This window comes from Rhodococcus sp. IEGM1339 (assembly GCF_050321925.1).
GTDB classification, from domain to species: Bacteria; Actinomycetota; Actinomycetes; order Mycobacteriales; family Mycobacteriaceae; genus Rhodococcus; species Rhodococcus pyridinivorans.
The window spans coordinates 295,839-321,608 of the sequence record NZ_JBNQFT010000002.1 but is presented as its reverse complement, the minus strand read 5'-3'; the positions used below and the strand labels follow the sequence as shown (position 1 = coordinate 321,608).

The following is a 25,770-nucleotide window of genomic DNA, read 5'->3' as shown; positions in this document are numbered from 1 at the left end:
GTGTCGCAAGAACACGCACATGTCCTCCCCCTCGTTCGCGCCGGTATAGGTTGACCGCGACGGACGAGGACAGGTGGAGGCGACGTGGCCGGTAGCAGGATCTCGGCGCAGGAGTTCATCGACAAGGTGCTCGACCCGGGAAGCTTCGTCTCCTGGGACGTTCCGCCGATCGATGTCGGGGCCGGCGAGAAGTACCTCGCCGATCTGGACAGGGCCGCCGAGAAGTCCGGGGTCGACGAATCCGTGCTCACCGGTTCGGGCACCGTCCACGGCCGCCGGGTCGCTCTGATCGTGTGCGAATTCTCCTTCCTCGCAGGCTCGATCGGTGTCGCCGCCGCCGAACGCATCGTCACCGCCGTCGAACGCGCGACCGCCGAGGGACTGCCCCTGCTCGCGTCGCCCACCTCGGGTGGCACCCGCATGCAGGAGGGCACCCTCGCCTTCGTGCAGATGGTGAAGATCGCCGCCGCCGTCGCTGCGCACAAGGCCGCACATCTCGGTTATCTCGTGTACCTGCGCAATCCGACGACGGGCGGGGTGTTCGCGTCGTGGGGGTCGCTCGGGCACGTCACTGCCGCCGAACCGGGCGCGCTCGTCGGGTTCCTCGGTCCGCGCGTCTACAAGGCGCTCTACCAGGAGAACTTCCCCGAGGACGTCCAGACCGCGGAGAACCTGTACCGCAAGGGCGTGATCGACGGGGTCGTGCCCCTCGGCGGTGTGCGTCAGGTCGTGCACCGGCTGCTGCGCGTACTCGTCGAGGGCAACCGGCCCGAGGTGACGTCGAGTCCGGCGATCACCACCGTCGACGACGTGCCCGACATCCCGGCCTGGCATTCGGTAATGCTCAGCCGACGGCCCGAACGGCCCGGTATCCGGCAGTTGCTGCGTCACGCCGCCTCCGCGCAGGTCCCCCTGTCCGGGACCGGTGAGGGCGAATCCGATCGCACCGTCCTGCTCTCCCTCGCCCGGTTCCGCGGCGTGTCGTGTGTGATGTTCGGCCAGGACCGTGCGGGACAGTCACCCGAACGCACGATGGGGCCGGGAGCACTGCGCGAGGCCCGCCGCGCGATGCGTCTCGCCGACGAACTGCGCCTGCCGCTCGTGCTCGTCATCGACACCCTCGGCGCGTCGCTGTCGAAGGAGGCAGAGGAACGCGGGCTCGCACCCGAGATCGCCCGCTGCCTCGCCGATCTCGTCACTCTGCCCACCCCGACGGTGTCGGTGCTGCTCGGTCAGGGAACCGGAGGCGGCGCGCTCGCCCTGCTGCCCGCCGACCGCGTGTTGTGCGCGCAGCACGGCTGGCTCGCCCCGCTCCCGCCCGAAGGCGCGAGTGCAATCGTGCACCGCGACACCACCCACGCACCGGCCATGGCGCAGGATCAGGGGATCCGCTCCCGCGATCTGCTGCGCAACGGTGTCGTCGACGCGGTCGTCCCCGAGCATCCGGACGCCACCGAGGAACCCGTCTCGTTCGTCAAGCGGATCGGTGCCGCGGTGGCCCGCGAACTCGCGATCCTCACCGAGGAACCCGCGGAGGACCGCTACCGGCGACGGATCGAGCGGTACCGCAAGCTCGGCGTGCACTCCTGACCCGGCGCGATCCGGATCAGCTCGAACCCGCGACCGCTCCGCCGGCTATGAGGGCGGTCGTCATCGCCGCGTTGACGGACGCGACGGCGTCGCGCACCGCCTCGGCCGCCCACTCGCCTTGCGCGATCTCCTTCGCCCGTTTCTTCACCGCCCGCTTGTCGGCGTCCGGGAACACCTTCGGCGCCGCATCCGCCGCCGACAGCAGCGCGATCAGCGCCGCGGTGCGTGGCTCCGGGGTCAGGCCGTCGATCAACGCCGTGCGGATCAGGTCGCGGACGCGCTGCTCGTGGGTGGAATCGATCGCGGGCCACTTCTTCGTCGGGAACACGCCGAGGATCCTCCCGCGCTCCTCCGAGACCCAGCCCTGCTCGACGACCCGCGCGAGAAGCTTCTCCTGCAGGTCCTTCTGCAGTTTCTCGATGGCCGACGTCGGCTTCAGCGGCCTGCCCGAGCCGAGACGCTCGACTGCCTCGGCAAGGATCGGATCGGCGGGTCGTGCCTCGGTGCGTATCGCGATCCGCCCCTTCTTCACCTGCTCCCCATCGGTGTCGACCGCCACCACGTCGTCGAGGGCGAGTTCGAGGAGCACCGCACCCGCGAGAACGCGGGGCAGTTTCACTCCGTCGACGAGAGCCTTTCCCGATTCGTCGTCCAGAAGCAGGAGCAGCAGGTCTTCCGCGATCGAGGTCATGCGGCTCAGGGTAGGCACTTCGTCCGTTCGTCGCCTGGTCGTGTCCGTCCGACGCAGACCTGCAGCCACCCCCTTGCAGGTCACATAGAGTGGTTCGGGCCACAACCGCCGTCGAGGAAGGACACGAACGATGGGCTCGTACGAGGAGGCGTTCCGTCGGAGCACCGAAGATCCGGAGGGATTCTGGCTCGAGGCCGCCCGCGCGGTCGAGTGGGAGAGCGCGCCGACGCGAGCTCTCGACGACTCGGCGGCACCGTCGTACAAGTGGTTCCCGGACGGCACCCTGAACACCAGCGTCAACGCACTCGACCGGCACGTGGACGCCGGCAACGGCGACCGCCCGGCCCTGATCTGGGATTCGGCGATGGTTCCGGCCAAGCGCACCTACACCTACGCCGAACTGCTCGACGAGGTCGCGAAGTTCGCCGGTGTGCTGCGCGACCAGGGTGTCGCCGCCGGCGACCGCGTCATCGTCTACATGCCGATGATCCCCGAGGCCGCCATCGCCATGCTCGCCTGCGCCCGCATCGGGGCAGTGCACTCGGTGGTGTTCGGCGGGTTCGCCGCGAAGGAACTCGCGACCCGCATCGACGACGCCACGCCGGTCGTGCTCGTCACCGCCTCCGGTGGTCTCGAACCCGGCCGCACCGTCGAGTACCTGCCGATCGTCGAGCAGGCGATCGGCCTGTCGCCGACCCCGCCGCACACCGTGATCGTGAAGAACCGCGATCAGATCCCCGGATCGGCGGCCGACTACCAGACGTCCTCGGCGGCGTGGTTCGACTGGGACGAGCTGTGCGCCGACGCGTCCCCTGCGGAGCCCGTGACGGTCGCGGCGACCGACCCGCTCTACATCCTCTACACCTCCGGCACCACCGGGAAGCCCAAGGGCGTGGTCCGCGACAACGGTGGGCACGCCGTGGCCCTGACGTGGTCGATGCGCAACATCTACGACATCGATCCGGGCGACGTGTGGTGGACCGCGTCCGATGTGGGCTGGGTGGTCGGCCACTCCTACATCGTCTACGGCCCGTTGCTGGTCGGAGCAACGACGGTGATGTACGAGGGCAAGCCCGTCGGCACCCCCGATGCGGGTGCGTTCTGGCGGATCATCGCCGAGAACGGCGTCAAGGCACTGTTCACCGCTCCCACGGCGATTCGCGCTGTGCGCAAGGCGGATCCGAACGCCGAGGAACTGAAGAAGTACCCCATCGACTCGCTGCAGACGCTCTTCGCCGCCGGTGAGCGCCTCGACCCCGACACCTACCACTGGGCGACGAAGGTGCTCGGCCGCCCGGTGGTCGACCACTGGTGGCAGACCGAGACGGGCTGGGCGATCGCGGCAAATCTGCGCGGGCTCGAGGCGATGCCGCTCAAGGCCGGCTCCCCCACCGTCCCCGTGCCGGGCTACCGGGTCGAGATCGTCGACGGAGAGGGCAAGCCCGTCGATCCGAACACCGAGGGCAACATCGTCATCCGCCTGCCGTTGCCGCCGGGCACACTGGCCGGCCTGTGGCAGGACGACGACCGGTACCGCCGGTCGTACCTCGACACCTTCCCCGGTTACTACCTCACCGGCGACTCGGGCTATATCGACGAGGACGGCTACGTCTTCGTCCTCGGCCGGTCCGACGACGTGATCAACGTTGCCGGGCACCGGCTCTCGACCGGCAGCATGGAGGCCGTGGTGGCCTCGCATCCCGCTGTCGCCGAATGCGCCGTGGTGGGCATCCGCGACGAATTGAAGGGCCAGCGCCCCTCGGGTTACGTGGTGCTCAAGGCCGGTGTGGAGATCGAGCCCGAGACCCTGCGTCAGGAACTCGTCACGATGGTCCGCGACCAGATCGGTGCGGTCGCGACCTTCCGCGACGTGACCGTGGTCCAGGCCCTGCCGAAGACGCGCTCCGGCAAGATCCTCCGCAAGACCATGCGGCAGATTGCCGACCACGAGGAGTACACCGTGCCGTCGACGATCGAGGACCCGGCCGTGCTCGACGCGCTGAAGGAACAGCTCGGCGGCTGACGGCACGCCCCGCTGAGCCTGCACACAGCAGCGGACGGATACTCGGTGCAGAACACGAGTATCCGTCCGCTCGAGTACGCCTACGTCACTTCTTCCGTCTGCGCCTCACAAGCACCAGCACGAGCACGGCCGCGATGACCCCGCCGGCCACCGCGATCAGATCGGGCCGGTTGCGGACTTCCTGGGCCCGTTCGGCCGCGGACTGCTTGACCCGGGTGGGCACGTCGAGTCTGTCGGTGAGTTCGCCGACGGTCGCGGCGAGTTCGGCCCGCTGACGTTCGATGTCGGCCACCTCGTCCGGACGACCACCGTTGTCGGATGCGGTCACTTCGTTGCTCCCTTCGCGGCGTCGATGTCGGCGCGGACACTGGCGACCGTGCGTTCCGGCACGGGCGGTGCGGCGTTCTTCGCCTTCGAGGCACCGACCGCGGCGAGGATGCCACCGACCGCGAGCACCACGAGCGCGACGATGAGGGCCGCGAGCCACGGTTCGACGGCGGTGGCGAGGCCGAGTACGGCCGTCGCAATCAGGGTCGCCAGACCGAGGAACAACAGGATCGCTCCCGCACCCGAGATCCCCACGCCCACACCGATGCGGGTGCCTTTGGACTTGACTTCCTCGAGCGCGTGCGAGACCTCGGTCCGCACGAGGGTCGAGACCTGTTCGGTGAGCCGCTCGGTGAGTTCGACAGTGGACAGGTTCTTCGGTTGCTCGGCTACGGGGCGCGCATTGCCGGGTGTCGTCATCGCGGATTCCTTTCCGTCGTGGGCCCGGTAGGGCCCACGGGGTCGGCCGCCTCTCCGGAGGAGCCGTCGGCGCTGTGGGCTTCGCGCAGCTTCCGCCCGTGCTCGACGAGTTCCTCCAGCTTGGCGGCGTTCTTCTCGCTCGCGCGCGAATCACGTTCGGGCAGTTGCAATGTCTTCTCGGCAGGCATACCGGCCTGCAGCTGGCGGCCACGTTCCATCTCGGCGTCGAACTCGGCACCGAACAACAGGGCCAGATTGGTGATCCACAACCACAACAGGAAGATCACCGCACCGGCGAGTGAGCCGTAGGTCTTGTTGTAGCTGCCGAAATTCGAGACGTAGAAGGCGAATGCCACCGAAGCCACGATCCACACGACGATCGCGATGAGCGATCCGAGGCTGACCCAGCGGAACTTCGGCTGGGACACGTTGGGCGTCGCGTAGTACAGCACCGCGACGATCATGACCACCAGCGCAAGCATCACGGGCCACTTGACGATGTTCCACACCGTCACGGCGGTGTCGCCGAGGCCGATGACGTCGCCGATCGTGCGTGCGACCGGGCCGCTGATCACGAGCATCAGGGCGGTCGTCCCGGCGGCCACCAGGGCCACAGCGGTGATCAGCAGCATCAGCGGACGCAGCTTCCAGACGGGCCGGCCCTCTTCGATCTCGTAGATCCGGTTCATGGCGCGGCCGAAGGCGCCGACATATCCCGAGGCCGACCACAGCGCGCCGAGAATACCGACGATCAGGGCGAATCCGGCTGTCGGTGCGGACACGAGCTGTTCGATCGGTCCTCGCAGGGTGTCGACGGCGGAGGACGGGCCGAGGTCCTCGACCATGCCGAGCACGGTGTCGACCGTCGTCTGCCCCTGGCCGAACACGCCGAGCAACGAGACCACGACGAGCAGCGCAGGGAACAGCGACAGGACGGCGTAGTACGTCAGTGCGGCTGCGAGATCGGTGCACTGGTCCCGACTGAACTCCCGAATCGTCCTGCGCAGCACATATTTCCACGACGGCGTGGACAGATCGGTCGGTGAGTCGGGTTTGCGCGGGTCATCGGGGGCGAGGGTGGCACCCAACGATCCATCACCTCTGTGCTCGGCGTCCATACTGCGGCGGGTACCCCCGTCACACACCGATCAAACTCACAGTCGCACCGCGGCCGAACCCACCGCCGGAGCGGTGTCACGGCCGTACGATTCGGCTCATGGCCGACACCCCACTCGAAGGATCCGCCGACGGTTTCGCGGGCATCGCCTCGCAGCTCGACTACCCGATGTTCATCGTCACCGCATTCGACGGCGAGGAACGCAGCGGTTGCCTGATCGGTTTCGCGACCCAGTCCGCGATCGATCCGGCCCGCTTCCTGGTGGCGCTGTCGAACAAGAACCGGACCTACCGGGTGGCGTCGAAGGCGAAGCACCTCGCCGTGCACGTCCTGACCCCGGCAGACCGCGAACCGGCAGCGCTGTTCGGCGAGCACACCGGCGACGACATCGACAGGTTCGACCGCTGCTCGTGGCACGAGGGACCCCACGCACTACCCGTGCTGGACGGCCCGCGCGCGTGGTTCGTCGGCCGGATCCTCGAGACCTTCACGACCGGCGACCACGGCGGTTTCCTCCTCGAACCCGAAGGCGGTGAGCTCCGTGGCGACCTGGACCGCCTCATGACCTTCAAGTCCGTGGGTGATCTCGACGCCGGGCACGGCGCGTGACGTGCATCCGGCGGGCGGGAGTGGTCTGATCGGCGTCATGCGACGACTCGACGGCACCGATGCGACGCAGCACGTGGACGACACGGCGCTGCGCGCTCTCTACGCCTATCCCGACGACCTGTCCCGGCCGTGGATGCGGATCAACTTCGTGTCCTCCCTCGACGGAGCCGTGGCGGTCGAGGGACGATCGGGCGCCCTCGGCTCGCCCGCCGACAAGAAGGTCTTCGGGCTGCTGCGCGAACTCGCCGATGTGATCCTCGTGGGCGCAGGCACCGTGCGGGCCGAGAACTACGGCGGCGCGAGGACCAGCGAGGCCCTGCGCGTGCGCCGCGAGGAGGCCGGACTCGCTCCGATACCGCCGGTCGCGGTGGTGACCGCCTCGTGCGACCTGCCGCCCGACCTGCGTCTGTTCACCGACACGACGATCCCGCCCGTGGTCTTCACGACCGCACGGGCCCCCGAGACCGCCCGGCGCGCGGTGGAGGCCGCCGGAGGCGACGTCCGCGTCATCGCCGACGCACTGATCGACGGCCCCTCCCTGCTCGCGGCGATCGGCGAGGCGGGATGGCTCCGGGTGCTGTGCGAGGGCGGACCGAATCTGTTCGGCCGCATGATCGAGGACGGCGTCGTCGACGAGCTGTGCCTGACCTGGGCTCCGGTCCTGGCCGCCGGCAGCGCCGCGCGTATCGCGCATTCGCCGACGGCCGCTCTGACACCCCTGCAACGTGCGCACCTGGTGTGCGACGACGACGGCACCCTGCTCACCCGCTGGGTGCGACCCGATGCTCTGGAAGGAGACACGCATGGCCGATGACGACGTGGTGGAGGGGACGGACACCTCCGACGAGTTGATCGAGCAGCTGGCACAGCTCGCCTCCGACAAGGAGCTGACGCTCGGCTGCGCGGAGTCGCTCACCGCGGGCACGCTCGCAGCCCGCCTGGGTGCCGCGAAGGGCAGCTCCGACTGGTTCCGCGGCGGCATCGTCGCGTACTCGCGCGAGGTCAAGTACGGCCTGCTCGAGGTTCCGGAGGGCCCCGTCGTGTCCGAGAGCGCGGCCCGCACGATGGCGGAGAGCACCTCCCGCCTCCTGGGCGCGGATATCGTCGTCGCCGTGAGCGGAGCCGGTGGGCCCGACCCGCAGGACGGCCGCCCGCCGGGCACGGTGTGCTTCGCGACGACCGGTCCGGACGGCACCCGCAGCGAGGAGCAGCGCTTCGACGGTGATCCCCAGGACGTGCTCGCGAGGACGGTGCGTCACGCCCTGTCGTTGCTCGTCGAGCGCGCATCCGCCTGAAAATCGGATGCGATCTTCCACCCGCGGGGCCTAACGTCACGAACATGCGCGTCGTCTTCACGAAGGGTCCCGGGATCGGGTACGAGATCGCGGTGCACCGCGACATCGGTCCGGAGCTCGCTCCGCGCAACGGCCCGGGCGGTCACCCCTATCTCCCCCACGACCTCGTGCACCTGCTGGTCGAGAACGAGGCGGGTATCGAACTCGGGGTCTTCGGGCAGTTGGCCGCGGGCGACAACGGCATGTTCTGGCCCGTCGACAATGCGGAGCGGACCAGAGCGGGTCGGCGTCGGCGCTCGAAGAAGCATGCGATGCCGCCGCGCGCGGAGGCCGACATGATCAGGTCGGAGACACTGGCGCGCATCGCCGTTCCCGTCTGGGAGGCGCGACGCGGCCTGGCGTCGGGCCTTCCGGCATATGTGTCCGCGCACGATATCACCCCGGTGGTCGACCGGATCGTCGACACCTTCGACGACTACGCCGACCGGTGGCATGCGCTACCGGTCGGCGGGTCGGTGACGGTCATCTGGAAGGTGTCGTTACAGAACCGACGGTGACACGTCGAGGGTCGTGCGGTCGAGGCTTGCGAGCAGATCGAACTGCGGACCGGTCCTGGGCAGTTCGAAACGGAAGAAATACCGTGCGGCGGCGCGCTTCCCGTCGAAGAAGTCGCCCTCGCGGTCGCCCACCGCGAGAAGCTGCTCGAGCCACATCCACGCCACCACCACGTGCCCGACGGCTTCGAGGTAGACCGACGAGTTGGCCAGGGCCACAGCGGGATCGCCGGTGGACCACAGCGTCGCGGTCGTCTCCGCGACGCGCGCCACGGCCGCGCCCAACTGCTGGGCGTAGGCGGCGGCGTCGCCCCCGGCCTGCGTCGCCCGCGCGATCGTCTCGCCCACCGCTTCGCCGAGCAGCGCGAGAGCGGCACCGCCCTGCATGATCACCTTGCGGCCGAGTAGGTCGAGGCCCTGGATGCCGTGCGTGCCTTCGTGAATGGGGTTGAGTCGGTTGTCGCGGTAGAACTGCTCGACGGCGAACTCGCGGGTGTAGCCGTAGCCGCCGAGCACCTGGATCGCGAGGCTGTTGGCTTCGAGGCACCACTGCGACGGCCAGGACTTCGCGATGGGCGTGAGCAGGTCCAGCAGCAGACCGGCGCGGGTGCGCTCGTCGTCGCTCTCGGCGGTGCGCTGCACGTCGACGAGCTTCGAGCAGTACAACCCCAGCGCGAGAGCTCCTTCGACATAGGACTTCTGCGCCAACAACATTCGTCGCACATCGGCGTGTTCGACGAGCGGCACCTGCGGCGAGGCCGGATCCTTGGCGCCGAGCGGCCGGCCCTGCGTGCGGGTACGGGCGTAGTCGAGCGACTGCAGGTACCCGGCGTAGCCGAGGGAGGTGGCGAGGAAGCCGACGCCGATCCGGGCCTCGTTCATCATGTGGAACATGTACGACAGGCCCTCGTGCGGCTCACCGAGCAGGTAGCCGACCGCACCGGCCTCGCCGCCGGGGGTGTGGACGCCCTCGCCGAAGTTGAGCAGGGTGTTGGTGGTGCCGCGGTTGCCCATCTTGTGGTTGAGGCCGACGAGCGCGACGTCGTTGCGTTCGCCGAGCGTGCCGTCGGCCTCGACGAGGAATTTCGGGACGATGAACAGCGAGATGCCCTTCACCCCGTCCGGCCCGCCGGGGATCTTGGCGAGGACGAGGTGGACGATGTTCTCGGTGAGTTCGTGGTCGCCGCCGGAGATCCACATCTTGGTGCCGGTTAGCCGGTAGGTGCCGTCGGCGGCGGGCACGGCCCTGGTGGTGATGTCGGCGAGCGACGAACCGGCCTGCGGTTCGGACAGGCACATGGTGCCGAAGAAGCGGCCCTCGAGCATCGGCGGCACGAACGTCTCGATCTGCTCGTCGCTGCCGTGGGTGACCAGCAGGTTCGCGTTGGCTGCGGTGAGGAAGGGATACGCCGAGGTGCCGGCGTTCGCGGCCTGGAACCACGCCATCGAGGCACGTTGCACGGCGACCGGCAGTTGCATGCCGCCGTGCTCCTCGTCGAACCCGCCGGCGAGTAGTCCCGCCTTGCAGAACAGGTCGAGCGCGTCCTTGACCTCGGGGATGATCTCGACGCGACCGTCCTCGCCGATGCGAGGCTCCTGAGCGTCGCCCTTCTTGTTGTGGGTAGCGAAGTGCTTGGTGGCGATGTCGGCGCTCAGGTCGAGTACGGCGTCGAAGGTCTCCCGTGAATGCTCGGCGAAGCGGTCGCGAGCGGTGAGGGACTCGATGTCGAGCCAGTCGTACAGGAGGAAGTCCAGGTCGCGGCGGGACAGGACTGGAGAAGGCATCGAGGATCCTTTCGGGCGACTCGGATATCGGCCGTAGCAGGAGCGAACTCAGCAGGAACGAACTCAGCAGAACGAACTAAGCGCTCACTCAGTAGACCAACGACGGTGCATGATGTCAACGACGCCTTCTCCGCGACCCGCAGGACGGACCCCGTGACCGACACACCCGAGCAGACCCCCGACGCCTCTCTTGTCGCAGCGCTCCCGAGCGGTGGATCCGAGGTCGCGCGCCGGCTGGTCGCCTCCGCGGTGGAGTCCTTCGCACGCCGCGGCTACCACGCGACCACCACCCGAGACATCTCCGTCGGCGCAGGATTGAGCCCCGCAGCGCTCTATGTGCACTTCCCGTCCAAGGAGGCCGTGCTCTTCGAGGCCGGCCGCAACGGGCACCTCCACGTCCTCGAGGAGGTCGAGAGCGCCGCCACGAGTTCCACCGACCCGATCGAGCGGATCCGCGCCATCGTCGACCGTTTCGTGCGGATCCACGCCGTGCACCACACCACCTGCCGGGTCGCGCAGTACGAACTGCATGCGCTGTCGGAGGAGCACTACCGCGAGATCGCGGAGATCCGCAGGCGCACCGACGCGGTGGTCCGTGAGGTCATCTCCTCGGGGGTCGACATCGGCGCGTTCCGGGTCGGCGACGTGCCCACCGCAGCACTGGCGATCCTGTCGCTGGGGATCGACGTCGCCCGCTGGTACCGGCCCGGCCGCGTGGACGTCGACGATCTGGCCCGCAACTACGTCGGCCTCGCATTGTCGATGCTCGGGGCGCCCCGTAGCTGAACGAAGACGAGGCCCGCAACCCCGGTGGTCTCACCGGTGTTGCGGGCCTCGGATGTCGTTGCGGGTCCGGCTATCCGACGCCGAGCAGATCGATTACGAAGACCAGCGTCTTGCCTCCGAGCGGATGCCCGGAACCGGCCGGTCCGTACGCGAGCTGCGGGGGCACCGTGAGCTTGCGGCGTCCACCGACGCGCATGCCCGGAATGCCTTCCTGCCAGCCCGGGATCAGTCGTCCGAGCGGGAAGCGGACGGAGTCGCCGCGAGCGAACGACGAGTCGAACACATCGTTGGTGTCGTACTCCACGCCGTGGTAGTGCACGTCGACCACGCCGCCGGGCTGCGCTTCGTCGCCGTCACCGATGGTGATGTCCTCGATGACGAGATCGGCGGGCGCCGGGCCGGTCGCCGGCTCGACCGTCGGAACCTCCGGCGGCACCTGCACGGCGAGCAGGTCGATGATGAACACGAGCGTCTTGCCCGACAGGCGATGGCCCGACCCGGCGGGACCGTAGGCGAGCTCCGGCGGGATGGTCAGCTGGCGACGGCCGCCGACCTTCATACCCGGGATGCCCTCCTGCCAGCCGGCGATCAGACCGGACAGCGGGAAGGTGATGGACTCACCACGGCTCCACGACGAGTCGAACTCTTCACCGGTATCGAACTCGACCCCGACGTAGTGGACTTCGACCTTCGATCCGGGCTCCGCTTCGGCACCTTCGCCGACCACCAGGTCCTTGATGACCAACTGGGTGGGGGCGGGACCCTCCTGGAACTCGATTTCAGGCTTTGTCATGCGTGTCTCCTCGTCGGGATTCGGTCGATCTTTCCGGTCGCTCCGAGGGTTCAGCGCTCCTCGAGGGACGTGTACGGGCGCTCGGTGTAACCGGTGTAGATCTGACGCGGACGGCCGATCTTCAGGGTCGGGTCCGAGTGCATCTCACGCCAGTGCGCGATCCAGCCGGGCAGGCGACCCAGGGCGAACAGCACGGTGAACATGCGGTCCGGGAAGCCCATCGCACGGTAGATCAGGCCCGTGTAGAAGTCGACGTTCGGGTACAGCTTGCGCTCGATGAAGTAGTCGTCCGTGAGGGCGGCCTCTTCGAGCTTCATGGCGATCTCGAGCAGTTCGTCGCCCGCACCGAGCTTCTTGAGGATGCGGTCGGCGGTCTTCTTGACGATCGCGGCCCGCGGGTCGTAGTTGCGGTAGACGCGGTGCCCGAAGCCCATGAGCTTCACGCCGTCTTCCTTGTTCTTGACCTTGCGGACGAAGTCCTTGACGTCGCCGTCGGACTTGTGGATGCCGTCGAGCATCTCGAGCACGGCCTGGTTGGCGCCGCCGTGCAGCGGGCCCCACAGTGCGTTGATGCCGCCCGAGATGGACGTGAAGAGATTGGCGTCCGAGGAACCGACGAGGCGCACCGTCGACGTCGAGCAGTTCTGCTCGTGATCGGCGTGCAGGATGAGCAGCATGTCGAGCGCCTGAGCGATCTCGGGATCGATCTCGTAGGGCTCGGCCGGGAAGCCGAAGGTCATGCGCAGGAAGTTCTCGACCAGCGACAGCGAGTTGTCGGGGTAGAGGAAGGGCTGACCGACCGACTTCTTGTAGGCGTAGGCCGCGATGGTCGGCAGCTTGGCGAGCAGACGGATCGTCGACAGCTCGACCTGCTCGGAGTCGTCCGGATCGAGGGAGTCGGGGTAGTACGCCGACAGGGCGTTGACCGCGCTCGACACGACGGGCATCGGGTGCGCGTTGCGCGGGAAGCCGTCGAAGAACCGCTTGAGATCCTCGTGCAGGAGGGTGTGGCGGCGGATCTTGTCGGTGAAGACCTCGAGCTGCTCCGCAGTCGGCAGCTCACCGTAGATCAGCAGGTAGCTGACCTCGATGAACGTCGACTTCTCGGCGAGCTGCTCGATCGGGTATCCGCGGTACCGCAGAATGCCCTTCTCGCCGTCGATGTACGTGATCGCCGACTTCGTGGAGGCGGTGTTGACGAAACCCGGGTCGAGGGTGGTGTACCCGGTCGCCGCGAGGAGCTTGCCCAGCTCGATACCGTCATTGCCTTCCGTCGCCTTGGCGATCGACATCGTGTGTTCGCCACCGGGGTAGCTGAGGGTGGGGTTGGTGTCATTCTCAGCGGGCACGAAGGATCCCTCTCAAGCTCAGACCTACGAGAAACTTCCGGACATTCACGTAGAACCTAGCCGTAGCGCGGGGTATGCGCTGCGGCAGGGTCCGCCGAAAGTCCCCGATCGGTATGTCGTCCATGTGGGTTCCGAACGCTCGCCCGCACCCTCCGCGACTGCGCCGCAAGGCCGGCACACGCCGATAACCTGCGGCAATACTACCCAGGTCTCACCGAGGTCGTTACGCGGGGATCTGCGCGTATCCGGCGCCCCACGCCGGCCACTGTACTCACGGCACAGCGAAGAGTGCGTCGACCAGCACGGCGGTGGTCTCCGCGACGGGCGCGCCCTCGAGGGGTGCGTCGGGGTCGCCGGTGGTCGAGTCCGACAGGATCGCCAGCAGCAGCGGTTGCCCGTCCGGCGACCACACCACCCCGGCGTCGTTCACCGTCCCGTGATTGCCCCCGCCCGTCTTGTCCGCCGACGTCCATCCCGGCGGCAATCCCCCGCGGATCCGGGTGTCCGAGGTGGTGGTGGCGCGCATCCAGCCGAGCAGTGTCCGCTGTTGCGGCGCGGGCAACCCCGCGCCGAGGAGCACCTCCCGGAAGCCGCGAGCGAGTCCGGCAGCGGTGGTGGTGTCGCGCTGGTCGCCCCGTGCCGCCTCGTTGAGTTCGGGTTCCCAGCGGTCGAGCCGGGTGGTCTCGTCCCCGACGGAACGGGCGAAGGCGGTGACGGCCCCGGGTCCGCCGATCCGTTGGAGCATCAGGTTTCCGGCAGTGTTGTCGCTGCGGGTGAGCGCGGCCTCGCACAGCCGGTCGATCGGCAGTACGCGCCCCTGATGTTCCGAGGTCACCGGCGAATTCACGACGATGTCCTCCGGGTCGATCGGGAGGGTCTCGTCGAGACGGAGGGATCCTTCCGCCTCGAGTCGCAGGATCGCGGCGGCGGCGTAAACCTTGAACGGAGAACAGATCGCGAACCGTTCGTCGGCCCGATAGGTGTGGACGCGCCCGGTCACCGGCGACTGCGCGACCACACCGAGCCGCACGGCGTAGCGGTCCTCGATCTCCCGGAGACGCTCGTCGACACCGGCGGCGAGCAGATGTGTGCCGGGTACCGAATCGGCCGTCGTCGACGGCCCCCTGGCGATCGGACCGTCCGGCGACCCGCAGGCCGCCGCCGCGGCGACGGAGGACAGGGCGAGGGCGGAGTGGAGAAAACCCCTGCGCGACAATCCTTTCCGGAGCAGTGAATCGGTGGAAGTCATGCCGACAGGACACCACCGACGGGAGTCGCCCCGCCAATACCCACCCGCCGTCCGCACGAGTCGGAAGAACTATCGCCGCTGTTGGAGGCGGGGACGACGGACGGGATCCGGCCGCGCGACAGGCCGGGTCGGTGAATCGTCCGCCCGTGCTGATTGAATCCCCTGCCATGGACCTGATCCGCCACCTCCGGTTCTTCGTCACCGTCGCGGAGGAAGGACACTTCGGCCGGGCTGCGGCGGTGCTCGACATGACGCAACCTCCTCTGTCACAAGGACTTCGGAAACTCGAGCAGCATCTCGGTTCCGAACTCGTGCATCGCACCAGGCAGGGAGCGGTCCTCACGCCCGCCGGAGCGGAGCTGCTCCCCCGCGCTCGTCTCCTCATCGACGACGCCGATCGTTTCCTCGCCGAGGCCGGGCGCGTCGCCCGCGCCCGGGGTCTTCTGCACTGGGGTGCCACCCGCGTACTACCCGATCGCCTGGTCACCCTGTGCGTCACCGTTCTGAGCAGACGCGGTGAGGCGACGGTGGCGACGCGTTCCGCGAGCACGGTCGAACTCGTCGACGCCGTCCGCTCGGGCATGTGCGATCTCGCCGTCGTCGAGCATCCGGCTCTGACCGAAGGACTCGAGGCCGGCCCGGTGGTCAAACTCCGGCGATGGCTGGTCGTGCCGGCCGACCACCGCAGCGCCCGCTCCGACCGGCCCCGTCTGCCGATGCTCTCCGACCTGACGTTCGCCGCGCCGCCGCGGACGGGGAACCCGGCGGCCTTCGACGCGGCGCAGGATCTGCTGCGCGAACGCGGACTCGATGTCGAGACCACCCCGGCGGCGGACGACCGCGCGGTGCTCGCCGCCGTGGCCGCCGGTACCCACTTCGGGATGTCGACCTCACCGCCCGGCTCGGTGCCCGGCGTGGCCTGGCTGGACTGGGCTCCGTCCGCGCTGGCCCTGCGGGTGCGCATCGTGCGACGTGCCGACGCCGACGTCGGTGCGCACGTCGACGCCCTCGACCGCGTGCTGTTCAAGGAACGCGTCCGGTGAAAGGCGGGGAACGGCGAGACACGGCGGTCGACCGGATCCGCGCGGTGTTCGCGGATGCCGGGTGCACGGGATGGCTGCACGCCCGCCGGTGTTCGGATCCACGTGCGGCGACGCTGTCGGTGCGCGGGGACGAACGCGTGGTCCTCGCGTCGGTGTACAAACTTCCGCTGTTCCTAGCGTTCTGCGCGGAGGTGGACGCCGGCCGACTCGACGCATCCGGGCAGCTGCGGATCGTGCCGTCGGACTGCACCCCCGGCCCGACCGGGATCGCGAGCTTCCGGGATCCGGTGACGATGAGCCGACGCGACGTGGCCGCATCGATGATGACGGTGTCGGACAACGCGGCGGCCGATGTGCTGCTCGGCGAGATCGGCACGACCACCGTCGAGGAACTCCTCGCGCGCCTCGGACTCACGCGGACCCGGATCATCGGTGGCACGGCGGACGTCTATCAGCGCCTCGTCGAGGAGACGGACACCCGCACCACCGTCGAGGCGTTCCGGGCGCTCACCGACATCGACGCGGCCTGGACGGTCTCGGCGTACGACCCGGCCTACACGAGCGCGACCATCCCGGAGGAGATGACCCGGCTGCTCGAGGCCGTGTGGTCGGGCTCGGTGCTCTCGCCCGAGAGCACCGCCTTCGCGCAGCAGGTGATGCGCGCCCAGGTCTGGCCGCACCGCATCGCGTCGGGCTTCCCGCATCGCGGGGTCGCGATCGCCGGCAAGACCGGCACGATCGGCATCATCCGCAACGAGGTGGCGGTCGTCGAGTTCCCCGGCGAGTATCCGATCGCCGTCGCGGTGTTCACCCGCGCCGCCCGCGCGGATCCCGTACTGCCGGTCGTCGATGCAGCGATCGGTGAGGCCGCGCGCATCGCCGTCACGGAGTTGCGTGCTCCCTTGCCGTGCGACTCCGCAGGCGCGTCATCCGAGAGTGCGTGAGACCCGGTAGCGCACGAAGGCCGGGAAGGCGACGACGCACACGAGCGTGCCGACGATGACGAGGACGCCGCCACCGGCAGCCGCGACGGCCGTGCCTGCAGCCGCTGCGGCGGCGCCGTGGAGCACGTCGCCGATGCGCGGTCCGCCCGCGACGACGACGATGAACACGCCCTGCAAGCGGCCACGCATCTCGTCGGTGGCGACGGTCTGCAGCATCGTCGAGCGGAAGGCCGCGGACACCATGTCGACCGCCCCGCCGAACGCCAGGAAGAACAGGGCGACCCACAGCAGCAGACCGCTGCCGTCGGGCTCGGCCCACCACACCGCGACACCGAAGCCGACCATCGCCACGCCCCACAGGACGATGCACACGATCACGGCGAGACCCTGGCGCTGCACCCGCGGCAGCCATCCGGAGAAGACGCCGCCGATCACCGCGCCGACCGACATGGCCGCGAACAGCAGACCGAGGGCGAAGCCGCCCTGCGCCGGATCGCCGAACGACTCGTGGGCGATCTGCGGGAACAGGGCGCGCGGCATCCCGAACACCATGGCGACGATGTCGACGACGAACGACGCCAGCAGGATCTTCTGGCCCGACAGGTACCGGAAACCGTCGAAGACCGCGCGCAATCCGGCCTTGGTGACCTCACCGAGCGGCGGGATCGCCGGGAGTCGGACCACCGCCCACAGCGTGGCGAGCAGGAAGATCGCGTCCAGCAGGTAGAGGGTGGACAGACCCACGACGGGAATGAGAGCGCCGGCGAACAACGGACCGGCGATCGCCCCGAACTGCACGACCGTCATGTTCAGCGAGGTGGCCGCCGCGATCTGCCCGACCGGCAGCAACCGCGGGATCACCGCCGCCCGGGTGGGCTGGTTGACGGCGAAGAACGCCTGCTGCACCGAGAAGAGACAGAGCAGTACCCACACGTTGTTCAGACCGATCGCGGCCTGCGCCCACAACAACAGCGACGTGACACCGAGACCGGTGGAGGTGACGATGAGTAGTTTCCGGCGGTCCATCGCATCGGCGAGCGCTCCACCCCACAGGCCGAACACCACGAGCGGCACGAGCCCGAACACGCCGGTCAACCCCACATAAGCGGAGTTCCGGGTGATCTCGTAGATCTGCTGGGGTACGGCGACGACCGCCATCTGCGCACCGATGACGGTGACGATCCCGGCCCACCACAGCCGGGCGTAGTCCTTGTTGCGCAGCGGTGTGGTGTCGGCGAGCAGGCGCCTCACGGTTGCAGACGCTCGGCGATCCAGCGACCGTCCACCAGGCGGGTCCGGATCCGGTTGTGCAACCGGTTGGGCCGGCCCTGCCAGAACTCGACGGACTCGGGCACGATGCGAAATCCACCCCAGAACGGCGGCACCGGGATGTCGTCGTCGACCTCGTAGCGCTCGGCGGCCTCGACGAGGGCGTGCTCGAGATCGGCGCGTTCGGCCACGGGACGCGACTGCTGCGACGCCCATGCGCCCAGGCGGGATCCGCGCGGCCGCGTCTGCCAGTACGCGAGGGTCTCCTCGTCTGGCACGCGCACGACCGGTCCGCGGACGGTCACCTGCCGGTAGACCGGTAGCCAGAGGAAGGTCGCCGACGCGTAGGGGTGCCCGGCCAGATGGCGGCCCTTGTCGGACTCGAAGTTGGTGAAGAAGGTCAGGCCGTCGGCGTCGATCTTCTTGCACAGCACGGTGCGGGTCGCCGGGTGGCCGCGCTCGTCGACGGTCGCGAGCACCATCGCGTTCGGCTCGGGCACCGCGGTGGCGACCGCGTTCGCAAACCACGTACGCACCAGCGGAAGCCAGCCCTCGGCGACATCGCCGGGGGTGAGATCGCGGTCGGCCGAGGACTCGTCGGTCGGCCCGGACGGGCTGTAGTCGACACGCATACGCGCGAGGTCGTCACCCTCGGGGCGCGGCAACGGGAAATCGGACGGCACGAACGACGACGGTACTCCCGGCATCCGGGCAGCGACGCTCGGACCACGGGCGCTACAGTTTTCCCGACGACCCGAGTGGGGCGCCGATCACACCTGACGGTGACCTCATTCCACCGGCAGCGCGGCTCGGACCGGGCCGTGCTCGAACGAGGAGAGCCCAACCGTCATGGCAGCGCGCGCGTCAGTTCCCGAGGATTTCGTCGCAGGACTCGAAGGCGTGGTCGCCTTCACGAGCGACATCGCCGAGCCCGACAAGGACGGTGGCGCACTGCGCTATCGCGGCGTCGACATCGAAGAGCTCGTCGAGAAGGGAGTGACCTTCGGCGACGTGTGGGCCCTGCTCGTCGACGGCGAGTTCGGTCGCGGCCTGTACCCGGCCGAGCCGTTCCCCCTGCCGATCCACACCGGCGACGTGCGTGTCGACGTCCAGGCCGGTCTGGCGATGCTCGCACCCATCTGGGGCTTCCGTCCGCTGCTCGACATCGACGACGCCACGGCCCGCGACAATCTCGCCCGCGCCGCGGTGATGGCCCTGTCCTATGTGGCGCAGTCCGCCCGCGGCATCTACCAGCCCGCCGTGCCGCAGCAGCGCATCGACGAGGCGAGCACCGTCACCGAGCGCTTCATGGTGCGGTGGAAGGGCGACCCGGATCCCAAGCACGTCGAGGCGATCGACGCCTACTGGGTCTCGGCGGCCGAGCACGGCATGAACGCCTCGACGTTCACTGCCCGGGTCATCGCCTCGACCGGCGCGGACGCGGCCGCCTCGCTTTCCGGCGCGGTCGGCGCGATGTCCGGCCCGCTGCACGGCGGTGCCCCGGCCCGCGTGCTGCCGATGATCGAGGAGACCGAACGCACCGGCGATCCGCGCGGTCTGGTCAAGGGCATCCTCGACCGCAAGGAGAAGCTCATGGGCTTCGGTCACCGCGTCTACCGCGCCGAGGACCCCCGCGCCCGGGTGCTGCGCAGCACCGCCCAGCGACTCGACGCTCCGCGCTTCGAGGCGGCGGCCGCGCTCGAGCAGGCCGCCCTCACCGAGCTGCGCGAGCGTCGTCCCGACCGGGCGATCGAGACCAACGTCGAGTTCTGGGCTGCGGTGATCCTCGATTTCGCCGAGGTCCCCGCCGCGATGATGCCCGCGATGTTCACCTGCGGACGGACCGCCGGCTGGTGCGCCCACATCCTCGAGCAGAAGCGTCTGGGCAAGCTCGTGCGTCCCGCGGCGATCTACACCGGCCCCGATCCCCGCCCTGCCTCCGAGGTCACGGGCTGGGATTCGATCACGCATCGCTGATGCCTCTTCCTCGGCCGGGCCGACCAGCGCCCGGCGGAGGCTCCGAGGGGGCGGTCTAGACTGCCTGTGCACCATGTCCCTCGACTCTTAGGACACGCATTCCGATGGCAGACGCGTCACCGATCATTCCCGCCGACCTCAAGCCCGCAGACGGCCGCTTCGGCTGCGGCCCGTCCAAGGTTCGTCCCGAGCAGCTGCAGTCGCTGGTCGATGTCGGCGCTTCGGTGTTCGGCACCAGCCACCGGCAGAAGCCGGTCAAGGACGTCGTCGCCCGTGTCCGCTCGGGTCTGCGCGACCTGTTCTCCCTGCCCGAGGGCTACGAGGTCGTCCTCGGCAACGGCGGCACCACCGCCTTCTGGGACGCTGCGGCCTTCGGTCTGATCCGGGAGCGCTCGCAGCACTTCACCTACGGCGAGTTCTCGTCGAAGTTCGCGACGGTCGCGAAGAAGAACCCGTTCATCGGCGATCCGATCGTCGTGGGTTCGGAGCCGGGCTCGGCTCCGGAGATCGTCGCCGACGCATCGGCCGACCTCATCGGCTGGGCGCACAACGAGACCTCCACGGGTGTCGCGGTTCCGGTGCAGCGTCCCGCCGGTTCCGACAACACCCTGATCGCGATCGACGCGACCTCGGGTGCCGGCGGCCTGCCGGTGAACATCTCCGACACCGACGTGTACTACTTCGCCCCGCAGAAGTGCTTCGCCGCCGACGGTGGCCTGTGGATCGCGCTGATGAGCCCGGCCGCGCTCGAGCGTGTCGCCGAGATCAAGGAATCGGGTCGCTTCACCCCCGAGTTCCTGTCGCTGCCGATCGCCGTCGACAACAGCAGCAAGGACCAGACCTACAACACCCCGGCACTGGCCACCCTGCTGATGTTCGCGAACCAGATCGAGTGGCTCAACGGCAACGGCGGTCTCGACTGGGCCGTGGCGCGCACGAAGGATTCGTCCTCGCGCCTGTACGAGTGGGCCGAGGCCTCCGAGTACGCGACGCCGTTCGTCGCCGATCCGTCGCTGCGTTCGCAGGTCGTCGGCACCGTCGACTTCGCCGACTCCGTCGACGCGGCGAAAGTCGCGAAGATCCTGCGGGCCAACGGCATCGTCGACACCGAGCCGTACCGCAAGCTCGGCCGCAACCAGCTGCGCATCGGTATGTTCCCGGCCATCGATCCCGAGGACGTCACGCAGCTGACCAAGTGCATCGACTGGGTCGTCTCCCAGCTCTGAGTACGCCGCACAGCGGGGCCGGGTCCGATGTCGGATCCGGCCCCGTTGTTGTCATAGTCTCAACCTCGCATCGAGACATTTCGGCGAACCCTGGACGATAACGCGCCGCGTCGGATTTCTTGCGATGTCGCTCGGCGTGGCGCGGCGTGTCCGGCCACGAAAAATATCCAGGTCGGTTACAGTCGGGCGGGTCAATCGCGATCGGCGCGAGGAGGTCAAGGTGCGAGAGCTTCGAGTGGTCGGTCTCGAGCCCGATGCTAAGCATGTGGTGCTCGCCGATCCCACGACGGGGGACAAGTTCCGCATTCCCGTCGACGACACCCTGCGCGCGGCCGCTCGCGGAGATCTGGCCCGTCTCGGCCAGATCCAGATCGAGACGACCAGCCAGCTCCGCCCTCGCGAGATCCAGGCCCGCATCCGCGGCGGCGCCTCGGTCGAACAGGTGGCCGACGAGGCCGGCGTCCCGGTCGCCAAGGTCGAACGGTTCGCCTATCCCGTCCTGCTCGAGCGGTCCCGGGCCGCCGACATGGCCAAGAAAGGCCATCCCGTCCGCCCCGACGGTCCCGCCGTCGAGACCCTCCACGAGATCGTCACGCAGGCCTTCCGTGCTCGCGGGCACAGCCTCGACGAAGCCGAGTGGGACGCCTGGCGCGACGACGAGGGCTTCTGGGTCGCGCAGTTGCGGTGGCACGCCGGTCGTTCCACGAACCGCGCGCACTGGCGCTACCAGCCCGACGCTCACGGCGGCACGATCACCGCGCTCGACGACATTGCCGCCGATCTCGTCGATCCCGATTGCGGCCGTCCCCTGCGCTACCTGACCCCGGTCTACTCGGCGCGCGACGTCGACGATTCCACTGAGGTGGAGAACGCCGACCATCACGCCCCGATCGCGCTGGAGGCTCCCGCTTCCGACGAACCGGCTCCGGAGCCGGTCGCCGACGAGGAGACCACCGTCGCCGTCACGGTGCCCGACGACGCCGATGCATCGCGCGCGTCGCAGGCTCCCGCGAAGGACAAGCGCGGCAAGCCCGCGCTCCCCTCGTGGGACGACGTGCTGCTCGGTGTGCGCAGTAACGGACGCGTCTGAGGAAGTCGTCGACGATGTCGGCGACAGTGTCGACGCTCTGGTACGTCGACGCACCCGATCCAGTAGCGGTGCTGCGCGAGTTCTCTCCGGACCGCGATGCGGCGCGAGCACTTCTGTCGCGTCTGTTCCCGGAGTTCCAGGTCGATCCCGGCGCGCGGGTACCGCTCGCCGACGCCGGGGGCACCGGCGAGGACGATGGCGCCGAACAGTTCCGGGTCGGTAGCTATCCCGGTGTGACGGTGGTGTCGAGCCCCCGATTCGCACTACGCCACCCCTCGGAGCTGCCCACGATGTGGTTGCGCACGCCCGCCGCCGAACGCACGTGCCTGCTGGCATCCGATCCGGCCGGTGCGTGGGGATCGTTCGCCGTGTGGGAGTGCGGCCGGCTGCGCCGCGGCTTCGGAGCGAACACCGTCGAGTTCTTCGAGGACCAGGGAATCCCGTTCGTATGGGAGCGGCCGTTCTGGGCGGGCGAGCATCCGCTCCGCTGGCCGCCGAACGTACCCCCTCCCCCGGAGTCCCTGCCCTTCCACCCTCGCAAGCTCGTCGAGGAGGCCCACGGGGCGTGGCTCGGGTTCCGCTATGTCGGGCGCCGCGACGACGAACTCGACCCGCGGAACATCGACACCTGGAGTTTCACGCTGCGCACCCCGGTCCCGCAGATCTCCGTCCCCGCACCGAAGACCTCCTGGTGGCGGCGACTCGCGGCGCACTGACGTGCCGTCGAGCGACGCTCCCGGTCGGACTCGTCACTCCTCTGCTCCGACAATGAATTTCACCTCGTCGATGTCGTCGGGTGTGATCTCCGGGGATTGCAGGACGAGCCCAGGCGTCGACGTACTCGGTGCTGTACTTGTGGCCGTGCCCGGCCGGGACACCCGTGGAGAAGGGCAGATCGGCCGTGACCTGCCAGAAGGTCACGAACGGGATCCACACCATGTCCTCGAGCACGTCGCGGCCGGGGGCTTCGCCGATCCAGTCCGGCTCACTCGTGATCAGGTGCGGACTCCACCAGACGATCGGGTCCGACGGGTGCATCAGATACAGCACCCGACTCCCCTCCCACGGCTCGTCCGTCGGCGGGATCTCCGCCTGTGGGTCGTTCGTGAACCGCACCGTGCGGCCGTCCCGGAAGACCGGTTCGATCTCGGGGCTGCCGGCCTCCCGGCGATCGCTGAACTCCCGGAAGAGGACGTTGAAGTTCGGAGGTCCGGCGAAGACCGTGCCCGACGTGCGATTGCGCAGGTCGTACTCGCCGCTGAAGGCGGTCTCCCCGCCGAACGAACCGAGGCTCTCCCCAGCCACGAGCAGTCGGGGGCGGGCGTCCTGGGGAAGCTTCGACCAGACGTCGTAGACCGCGTCGAACAGGTCGCGTCCGGCTTCCCGCGCCTTCGACTGATCGACGAGATAGGAGATCCACGAGGGCAGATAGGAGTACTGGATCGCGACCGTCGCGACGTCGCCGCCGGTGAGGTACTCGACGGAGTCCACCAGGGCCGGGTCCACCCAGCCGCTCCCCGTCGTCGTCACGACGACCAGGTTGCTCCGCTCGAATCCTCCTGCCCGGGTGAGGTCCTCGACAGCGAGGGACGCGCGATCCTCGGTGTCGCCCGCCGATGCCAGGCCGGCGTAGATCCGGATCGGTTCGAGGGCAGGACCTTCGGTGAACTCACCGAGTTGTTCGGTGGTCGGCCCCTGCCCGACGAAGATCCGCCGCTGCCACCCGAGAGAATCCCACGGAACGACCGAATCCGGTCCACCGGAGCGGAGTGCGGTCGTCGGTTGCTGCACACCTTCCTCGGTTCTCGTGTCCCGCGCCGAGAACGCCGCATTGGCGGCGTCGATGAAGCCGGCGAGGAGCACTCCGGAGACGATTGCGTACACGAGTCCCGCGACGAGAACCCACCCCACGACGTTCGCGGCCCGCTGCCCGATCCACCGGTCGAGTGTCCGTGCCGCCCAGTGGTACAGGGCGCGGATACCACGTCCGATCGCCAGCAGCACAGCGAACATCACGACCGCGACGAGCGGGGAGAGAACCGCAAGTGCCAGGTTGTACTCGGAAACCCCCATCAGAGTACGGATCTCGTGCTGCCAGTACTGGCCGAGCCCGAAGAAGACCGCGAAGAGGACCGCCCCGCAGGCGCCGAAGATCCACCACGACGCAGCCTTGGGAGACCGAGGAGGCCGGTCGGCGAAGGCGCGCCGCACGAACGCGAGGAGCACGCCGAGGCCGTATCCGATCGCGGCAGTGATCCCGCAGATCATCCCCTGCAGGATCCCGCCGCGCGGAAGCAACGACGGGGTGAACGACAGGCACGCGAAAAGCACTGCACCCCAACACCCGGGAAGTGTGAGGTGCAGTGCCCACCGCCGTGCCCGCGATCGGGGAACTTCGGTCGCGACGTTCGCGCCCGGATCACCCCGGACGTTGCGGCCGTTTTCTTGCACGGTCGCGTCAGTAGTAGTCGGAGCGTGGCTGCCAGGTCGAGATCGCCCAGATCACGACCGCGTCCAACGCGATGATCAGGATCGACCACCACGGGTAGTACGGCAACCACAGGAAGTTCGCGATGATCGACAACGCGGCGATGATGATGGCCGTGACGCGAGCCCACGTGGCACCGCTCATCAACGCGAGACCGGCGACCAGCATCACGACACCGAGGACGATGTGAATCCATCCCCACGTGGTGAAGTCGAACTTGAACGTGTATTCCACGCCCCGCACGAACACTTCGTCCTCGGCCACCGCAGCGATGCCCTGGAAGATCTGGACGATGCCGACAGTTGCCAGGATGATCGCTGCTCCGATCGAGGTGCCTGCGGCGATGCCCTGTTTGACACTGACCCCGCCCCGGTCGGGGCGTACATCCTGTGACATGACAATCCTCTCGTGTAAGAAGGAGACATCGACCGTGCGCCGATCCTCGCGAGGAACGGTCACGGTCCGATTCTCAGGAACAAGGGTGCCTGCGGGTTATTCTGCCACCCTTACACTTTCGACCGCCGGCTCCTCGACGCGACGAGGCGTCGAACGCACGAGCCGACCACGGGAGGACTCCGTCCGCAGCGCCCTCCCCGCGACGACGATTCACGCGATGGGCACGCCGTCACGTCCGGTCGTGGCGTTGCCGAGCGCCTGCGCCTTGAGGTGTTCGTACTCCGCGGGCGTGATCGCACCGGAGTCGAGCAGGGCCTTGGCATCGGCGATCTGTTGAGCCGGGGATTTCCCGACCGCCACGGTCCGGATGTATTCGTCGGTGGCCTGCTTCGCCTCGGCCTGGGCCTGTTGTGCCCGCAGAGCCATTCCCCGACCGCGAACGATCAGGTAGACCAGCGCTGTCAGGTACGGAAGGAGCACCAGACCGATGACCCACATCGCTTTGACCCAACCGGACACGGAGTGATCCCGGAAGAGGTCGACGATGATTTGGAACAGGACGATCAGGTATGCCACGAAGGCGAATACGACGACGGTGTACCACACGTAGTCCCAGAATGAATCCATAGCCGAACCTCCTCGGCCGAACCGATGGCGGGACGATGCCCCCATGAAACCACCGGAGAATGAAGATCTCGAATCCTGCTTCCCCCTGCGGTGTGCCGCTACGGCACTGCCACTACTCGCGG

At 68.6% G+C, this 25,770-nt stretch carries 26 protein-coding genes and 1 pseudogene; 13 read left to right on the top strand and 14 right to left on the bottom strand.

The features are described from left to right. Positions 1–84: 84 nt before the first annotated feature. A complete protein-coding gene (locus ACQR3U_RS04255) occupies positions 85–1,590 on the top strand; it encodes an acetyl-CoA carboxylase carboxyltransferase subunit alpha/beta (RefSeq protein ID WP_230809771.1) in 1,506 nt (501 codons plus the stop codon). A 16-nt stretch (positions 1,591–1,606) separates the two neighbouring features. Here the strand turns inward: ACQR3U_RS04255 and ACQR3U_RS04250 are convergent, their stop codons facing one another. Beyond that, positions 1,607–2,281, bottom strand: a complete 675-nt coding sequence (locus tag ACQR3U_RS04250) for a GOLPH3/VPS74 family protein (RefSeq protein WP_230809770.1) — start codon at positions 2,279–2,281, stop codon at positions 1,607–1,609. Between the two features lie 130 nt (positions 2,282–2,411). On the opposite strand from ACQR3U_RS04250, the gene ACQR3U_RS04245 reads away from it, so the two are divergent. Beyond that, complete coding sequence (locus tag ACQR3U_RS04245; protein ID WP_230809769.1) at positions 2,412–4,304, top strand: propionyl-CoA synthetase; 1,893 nt, start codon at positions 2,412–2,414, stop codon at positions 4,302–4,304. Positions 4,305–4,389: 85 nt separating this feature from the next. Here ACQR3U_RS04245 and ACQR3U_RS04240 read toward each other — a convergent pair whose 3' ends face one another. From ACQR3U_RS04240 to ACQR3U_RS04230, 3 genes are read right to left on the bottom strand one after another with little or no spacing between them, the layout of a single operon-like run. Beyond that, on the bottom strand, positions 4,390–4,632 hold the full coding sequence (locus tag ACQR3U_RS04240; RefSeq protein ID WP_006551638.1) for a DUF3618 domain-containing protein: 243 nt from the start codon (positions 4,630–4,632) through the stop codon (positions 4,390–4,392). Continuing rightward, positions 4,629–5,051 (bottom strand): phage holin family protein, encoded by a 423-nt coding sequence (locus ACQR3U_RS04235; protein ID WP_006551639.1) that lies wholly within the window; start codon positions 5,049–5,051, stop codon positions 4,629–4,631. The genes ACQR3U_RS04240 and ACQR3U_RS04235 overlap by 4 nt, the downstream gene beginning before the upstream one ends. Beyond that, the gene (locus ACQR3U_RS04230) at positions 5,048–6,169 is read right to left on the bottom strand and encodes a YihY/virulence factor BrkB family protein (RefSeq protein ID WP_230809768.1); all 1,122 of its coding nucleotides are present in this window, start codon (positions 6,167–6,169) and stop codon (positions 5,048–5,050) included. The genes ACQR3U_RS04235 and ACQR3U_RS04230 overlap by 4 nt, the downstream gene beginning before the upstream one ends. A 98-nt stretch (positions 6,170–6,267) precedes the next feature. On the opposite strand from ACQR3U_RS04230, the gene ACQR3U_RS04225 reads away from it, so the two are divergent. The 4 genes from ACQR3U_RS04225 to ACQR3U_RS04210 are packed head-to-tail and all read left to right on the top strand — an operon-like array spanning position 6,268 to position 8,629. After that, entirely contained in the window at positions 6,268–6,777 is a 510-nt protein-coding gene (locus tag ACQR3U_RS04225) for a flavin reductase family protein (RefSeq protein WP_230809767.1), read from the top strand. 37 nt (positions 6,778–6,814) lie between these two features. Next, entirely contained in the window at positions 6,815–7,591 is a 777-nt protein-coding gene (locus ACQR3U_RS04220; protein WP_230809766.1) for a pyrimidine reductase family protein, read from the top strand. Next, positions 7,581–8,072, top strand: a complete 492-nt coding sequence (locus tag ACQR3U_RS04215; protein WP_006551643.1) for a CinA family protein — start codon at positions 7,581–7,583, stop codon at positions 8,070–8,072. Before ACQR3U_RS04220 ends, ACQR3U_RS04215 begins: the two co-directional genes overlap by 11 nt. 44 nt (positions 8,073–8,116) lie before the next feature. Further along, a complete protein-coding gene (locus ACQR3U_RS04210) occupies positions 8,117–8,629 on the top strand; it encodes a hypothetical protein (RefSeq protein WP_064060212.1) in 513 nt (170 codons plus the stop codon). Here the strand turns inward: ACQR3U_RS04210 and ACQR3U_RS04205 are convergent. Beyond that, positions 8,612–10,411, bottom strand: coding sequence for an acyl-CoA dehydrogenase (locus tag ACQR3U_RS04205; protein WP_230809765.1), 1,800 nt, complete (start codon positions 10,409–10,411; stop codon positions 8,612–8,614). The genes ACQR3U_RS04210 and ACQR3U_RS04205 overlap by 18 nt on opposite strands. Positions 10,412–10,564: 153 nt before the next feature. Between ACQR3U_RS04205 and ACQR3U_RS04200 the strand changes: the two genes are divergently transcribed. Then, a complete protein-coding gene (locus ACQR3U_RS04200; RefSeq protein ID WP_041803982.1) occupies positions 10,565–11,197 on the top strand; it encodes a TetR/AcrR family transcriptional regulator in 633 nt (210 codons plus the stop codon). A 70-nt stretch (positions 11,198–11,267) separates the two neighbouring features. On the opposite strand, the gene ACQR3U_RS04195 is transcribed toward ACQR3U_RS04200, so the two are convergent. From ACQR3U_RS04195 to bla, 4 genes and pseudogenes are all read right to left on the bottom strand, one after another. Next, a complete protein-coding gene (locus ACQR3U_RS04195) occupies positions 11,268–11,633 on the bottom strand; it encodes an FKBP-type peptidyl-prolyl cis-trans isomerase (protein WP_039958015.1) in 366 nt (121 codons plus the stop codon). A 6-nt stretch (positions 11,634–11,639) separates the two neighbouring features. After that, positions 11,640–11,990 (bottom strand): annotated as a pseudogene (locus tag ACQR3U_RS04190) (FKBP-type peptidyl-prolyl cis-trans isomerase); the annotation flags it as partial. A gap of 50 nt (positions 11,991–12,040) precedes the next feature. Beyond that, complete coding sequence (locus ACQR3U_RS04185) at positions 12,041–13,339, bottom strand: citrate synthase (protein ID WP_006551650.1); 1,299 nt, start codon at positions 13,337–13,339, stop codon at positions 12,041–12,043. A 271-nt stretch (positions 13,340–13,610) separates the two neighbouring features. Further along, positions 13,611–14,588 carry a class A beta-lactamase gene (bla, locus tag ACQR3U_RS04180; protein ID WP_230809764.1) on the bottom strand — a complete coding sequence of 326 codons (978 nt, stop codon included), beginning with the start codon at positions 14,586–14,588 and terminating at the stop codon, positions 13,611–13,613. A 167-nt stretch (positions 14,589–14,755) separates the two neighbouring features. Here bla and ACQR3U_RS04175 point away from each other — a divergent pair, with 167 nt between their 5' ends. Together ACQR3U_RS04175 and ACQR3U_RS04170 are read left to right on the top strand one after the other, a co-directional pair. After that, positions 14,756–15,631, top strand: a complete 876-nt coding sequence (locus ACQR3U_RS04175) for a LysR family transcriptional regulator (RefSeq protein ID WP_039587545.1) — start codon at positions 14,756–14,758, stop codon at positions 15,629–15,631. Continuing rightward, entirely contained in the window at positions 15,628–16,575 is a 948-nt protein-coding gene (locus tag ACQR3U_RS04170) for a serine hydrolase (RefSeq protein WP_019289918.1), read from the top strand. The genes ACQR3U_RS04175 and ACQR3U_RS04170 overlap by 4 nt, the downstream gene beginning before the upstream one ends. Here ACQR3U_RS04170 and ACQR3U_RS04165 read toward each other — a convergent pair. Together ACQR3U_RS04165 and pdxH are read right to left on the bottom strand one after the other, a co-directional pair. Beyond that, complete coding sequence (locus tag ACQR3U_RS04165; RefSeq protein ID WP_006551656.1) at positions 16,558–17,826, bottom strand: MFS transporter; 1,269 nt, start codon at positions 17,824–17,826, stop codon at positions 16,558–16,560. The two genes, ACQR3U_RS04170 and ACQR3U_RS04165, sit on opposite strands and share 18 nt — an antisense overlap. Continuing rightward, positions 17,823–18,509 (bottom strand): pyridoxamine 5'-phosphate oxidase, encoded by a 687-nt coding sequence (pdxH, locus tag ACQR3U_RS04160; RefSeq protein WP_197481817.1) that lies wholly within the window; start codon positions 18,507–18,509, stop codon positions 17,823–17,825. The genes ACQR3U_RS04165 and pdxH overlap by 4 nt, the downstream gene beginning before the upstream one ends. Before the next feature lie 184 nt (positions 18,510–18,693). Between pdxH and ACQR3U_RS04155 the strand changes: the two genes are divergently transcribed. From ACQR3U_RS04155 to ACQR3U_RS04140, 4 genes are all read left to right on the top strand, one after another. Further along, complete coding sequence (locus ACQR3U_RS04155; protein WP_019289920.1) at positions 18,694–19,821, top strand: citrate synthase 2; 1,128 nt, start codon at positions 18,694–18,696, stop codon at positions 19,819–19,821. A 104-nt stretch (positions 19,822–19,925) separates the two neighbouring features. Then, positions 19,926–21,047, top strand: a complete 1,122-nt coding sequence (serC, locus tag ACQR3U_RS04150; protein WP_006551659.1) for a phosphoserine transaminase — start codon at positions 19,926–19,928, stop codon at positions 21,045–21,047. 220 nt (positions 21,048–21,267) lie between these two features. Beyond that, positions 21,268–22,137, top strand: a complete 870-nt coding sequence (gene sepH / locus ACQR3U_RS04145) for a septation protein SepH (protein ID WP_197483268.1) — start codon at positions 21,268–21,270, stop codon at positions 22,135–22,137. 14 nt (positions 22,138–22,151) lie between these two features. After that, positions 22,152–22,853: a DUF6928 family protein gene (locus ACQR3U_RS04140; RefSeq protein WP_006551661.1), complete on the top strand. Its 702-nt coding sequence runs from the start codon at positions 22,152–22,154 to the stop codon at positions 22,851–22,853. Here ACQR3U_RS04140 and ACQR3U_RS04135 read toward each other — a convergent pair. From ACQR3U_RS04135 to ACQR3U_RS04125, 3 genes are all read right to left on the bottom strand, one after another. Beyond that, the gene (locus ACQR3U_RS04135) at positions 22,774–24,468 is read right to left on the bottom strand and encodes an alpha/beta hydrolase (protein WP_230809763.1); all 1,695 of its coding nucleotides are present in this window, start codon (positions 24,466–24,468) and stop codon (positions 22,774–22,776) included. The genes ACQR3U_RS04140 and ACQR3U_RS04135 overlap by 80 nt on opposite strands. A 127-nt stretch (positions 24,469–24,595) precedes the next feature. Then, positions 24,596–25,021, bottom strand: coding sequence for a DUF7144 family membrane protein (locus tag ACQR3U_RS04130; protein ID WP_019289924.1), 426 nt, complete (start codon positions 25,019–25,021; stop codon positions 24,596–24,598). A 210-nt stretch (positions 25,022–25,231) separates the two neighbouring features. Next, a complete protein-coding gene (locus ACQR3U_RS04125) occupies positions 25,232–25,648 on the bottom strand; it encodes an SHOCT domain-containing protein (RefSeq protein ID WP_019289925.1) in 417 nt (138 codons plus the stop codon). Positions 25,649–25,770: the final 122 nt, after the last annotated feature.

What these genes read in the sequence shown, in the direction of transcription:
- ACQR3U_RS04250 (WP_230809770.1), bottom strand. Translation starts at nt 2,281, where the DNA reads ATGACCTCGATCGCGGAAGACCTGCTGCTCCTGCTTCTGGACGACGAA.
- ACQR3U_RS04245 (WP_230809769.1), top strand. Translation starts at nt 2,412, where the DNA reads ATGGGCTCGTACGAGGAGGCGTTCCGTCGGAGCACCGAAGATCCGGAG.
- ACQR3U_RS04235 (WP_006551639.1), bottom strand. Translation starts at nt 5,051, where the DNA reads ATGACGACACCCGGCAATGCGCGCCCCGTAGCCGAGCAACCGAAGAAC.
- ACQR3U_RS04230 (WP_230809768.1), bottom strand. Translation starts at nt 6,169, where the DNA reads ATGGACGCCGAGCACAGAGGTGATGGATCGTTGGGTGCCACCCTCGCC.
- ACQR3U_RS04225 (WP_230809767.1), top strand. Translation starts at nt 6,268, where the DNA reads ATGGCCGACACCCCACTCGAAGGATCCGCCGACGGTTTCGCGGGCATC.
- ACQR3U_RS04220 (WP_230809766.1), top strand. Translation starts at nt 6,815, where the DNA reads ATGCGACGACTCGACGGCACCGATGCGACGCAGCACGTGGACGACACG.
- ACQR3U_RS04215 (WP_006551643.1), top strand. Translation starts at nt 7,581, where the DNA reads ATGGCCGATGACGACGTGGTGGAGGGGACGGACACCTCCGACGAGTTG.
- ACQR3U_RS04210 (WP_064060212.1), top strand. Translation starts at nt 8,117, where the DNA reads ATGCGCGTCGTCTTCACGAAGGGTCCCGGGATCGGGTACGAGATCGCG.
- ACQR3U_RS04205 (WP_230809765.1), bottom strand. Translation starts at nt 10,411, where the DNA reads ATGCCTTCTCCAGTCCTGTCCCGCCGCGACCTGGACTTCCTCCTGTAC.
- bla (WP_230809764.1), bottom strand. Translation starts at nt 14,588, where the DNA reads ATGACTTCCACCGATTCACTGCTCCGGAAAGGATTGTCGCGCAGGGGT.
- ACQR3U_RS04175 (WP_039587545.1), top strand. Translation starts at nt 14,756, where the DNA reads ATGGACCTGATCCGCCACCTCCGGTTCTTCGTCACCGTCGCGGAGGAA.
- ACQR3U_RS04155 (WP_019289920.1), top strand. Translation starts at nt 18,694, where the DNA reads ATGGCAGCGCGCGCGTCAGTTCCCGAGGATTTCGTCGCAGGACTCGAA.
- serC (WP_006551659.1), top strand. Translation starts at nt 19,926, where the DNA reads ATGGCAGACGCGTCACCGATCATTCCCGCCGACCTCAAGCCCGCAGAC.
- ACQR3U_RS04140 (WP_006551661.1), top strand. Translation starts at nt 22,152, where the DNA reads ATGTCGGCGACAGTGTCGACGCTCTGGTACGTCGACGCACCCGATCCA.
- ACQR3U_RS04130 (WP_019289924.1), bottom strand. Translation starts at nt 25,021, where the DNA reads ATGTCACAGGATGTACGCCCCGACCGGGGCGGGGTCAGTGTCAAACAG.
- ACQR3U_RS04125 (WP_019289925.1), bottom strand. Translation starts at nt 25,648, where the DNA reads ATGGATTCATTCTGGGACTACGTGTGGTACACCGTCGTCGTATTCGCC.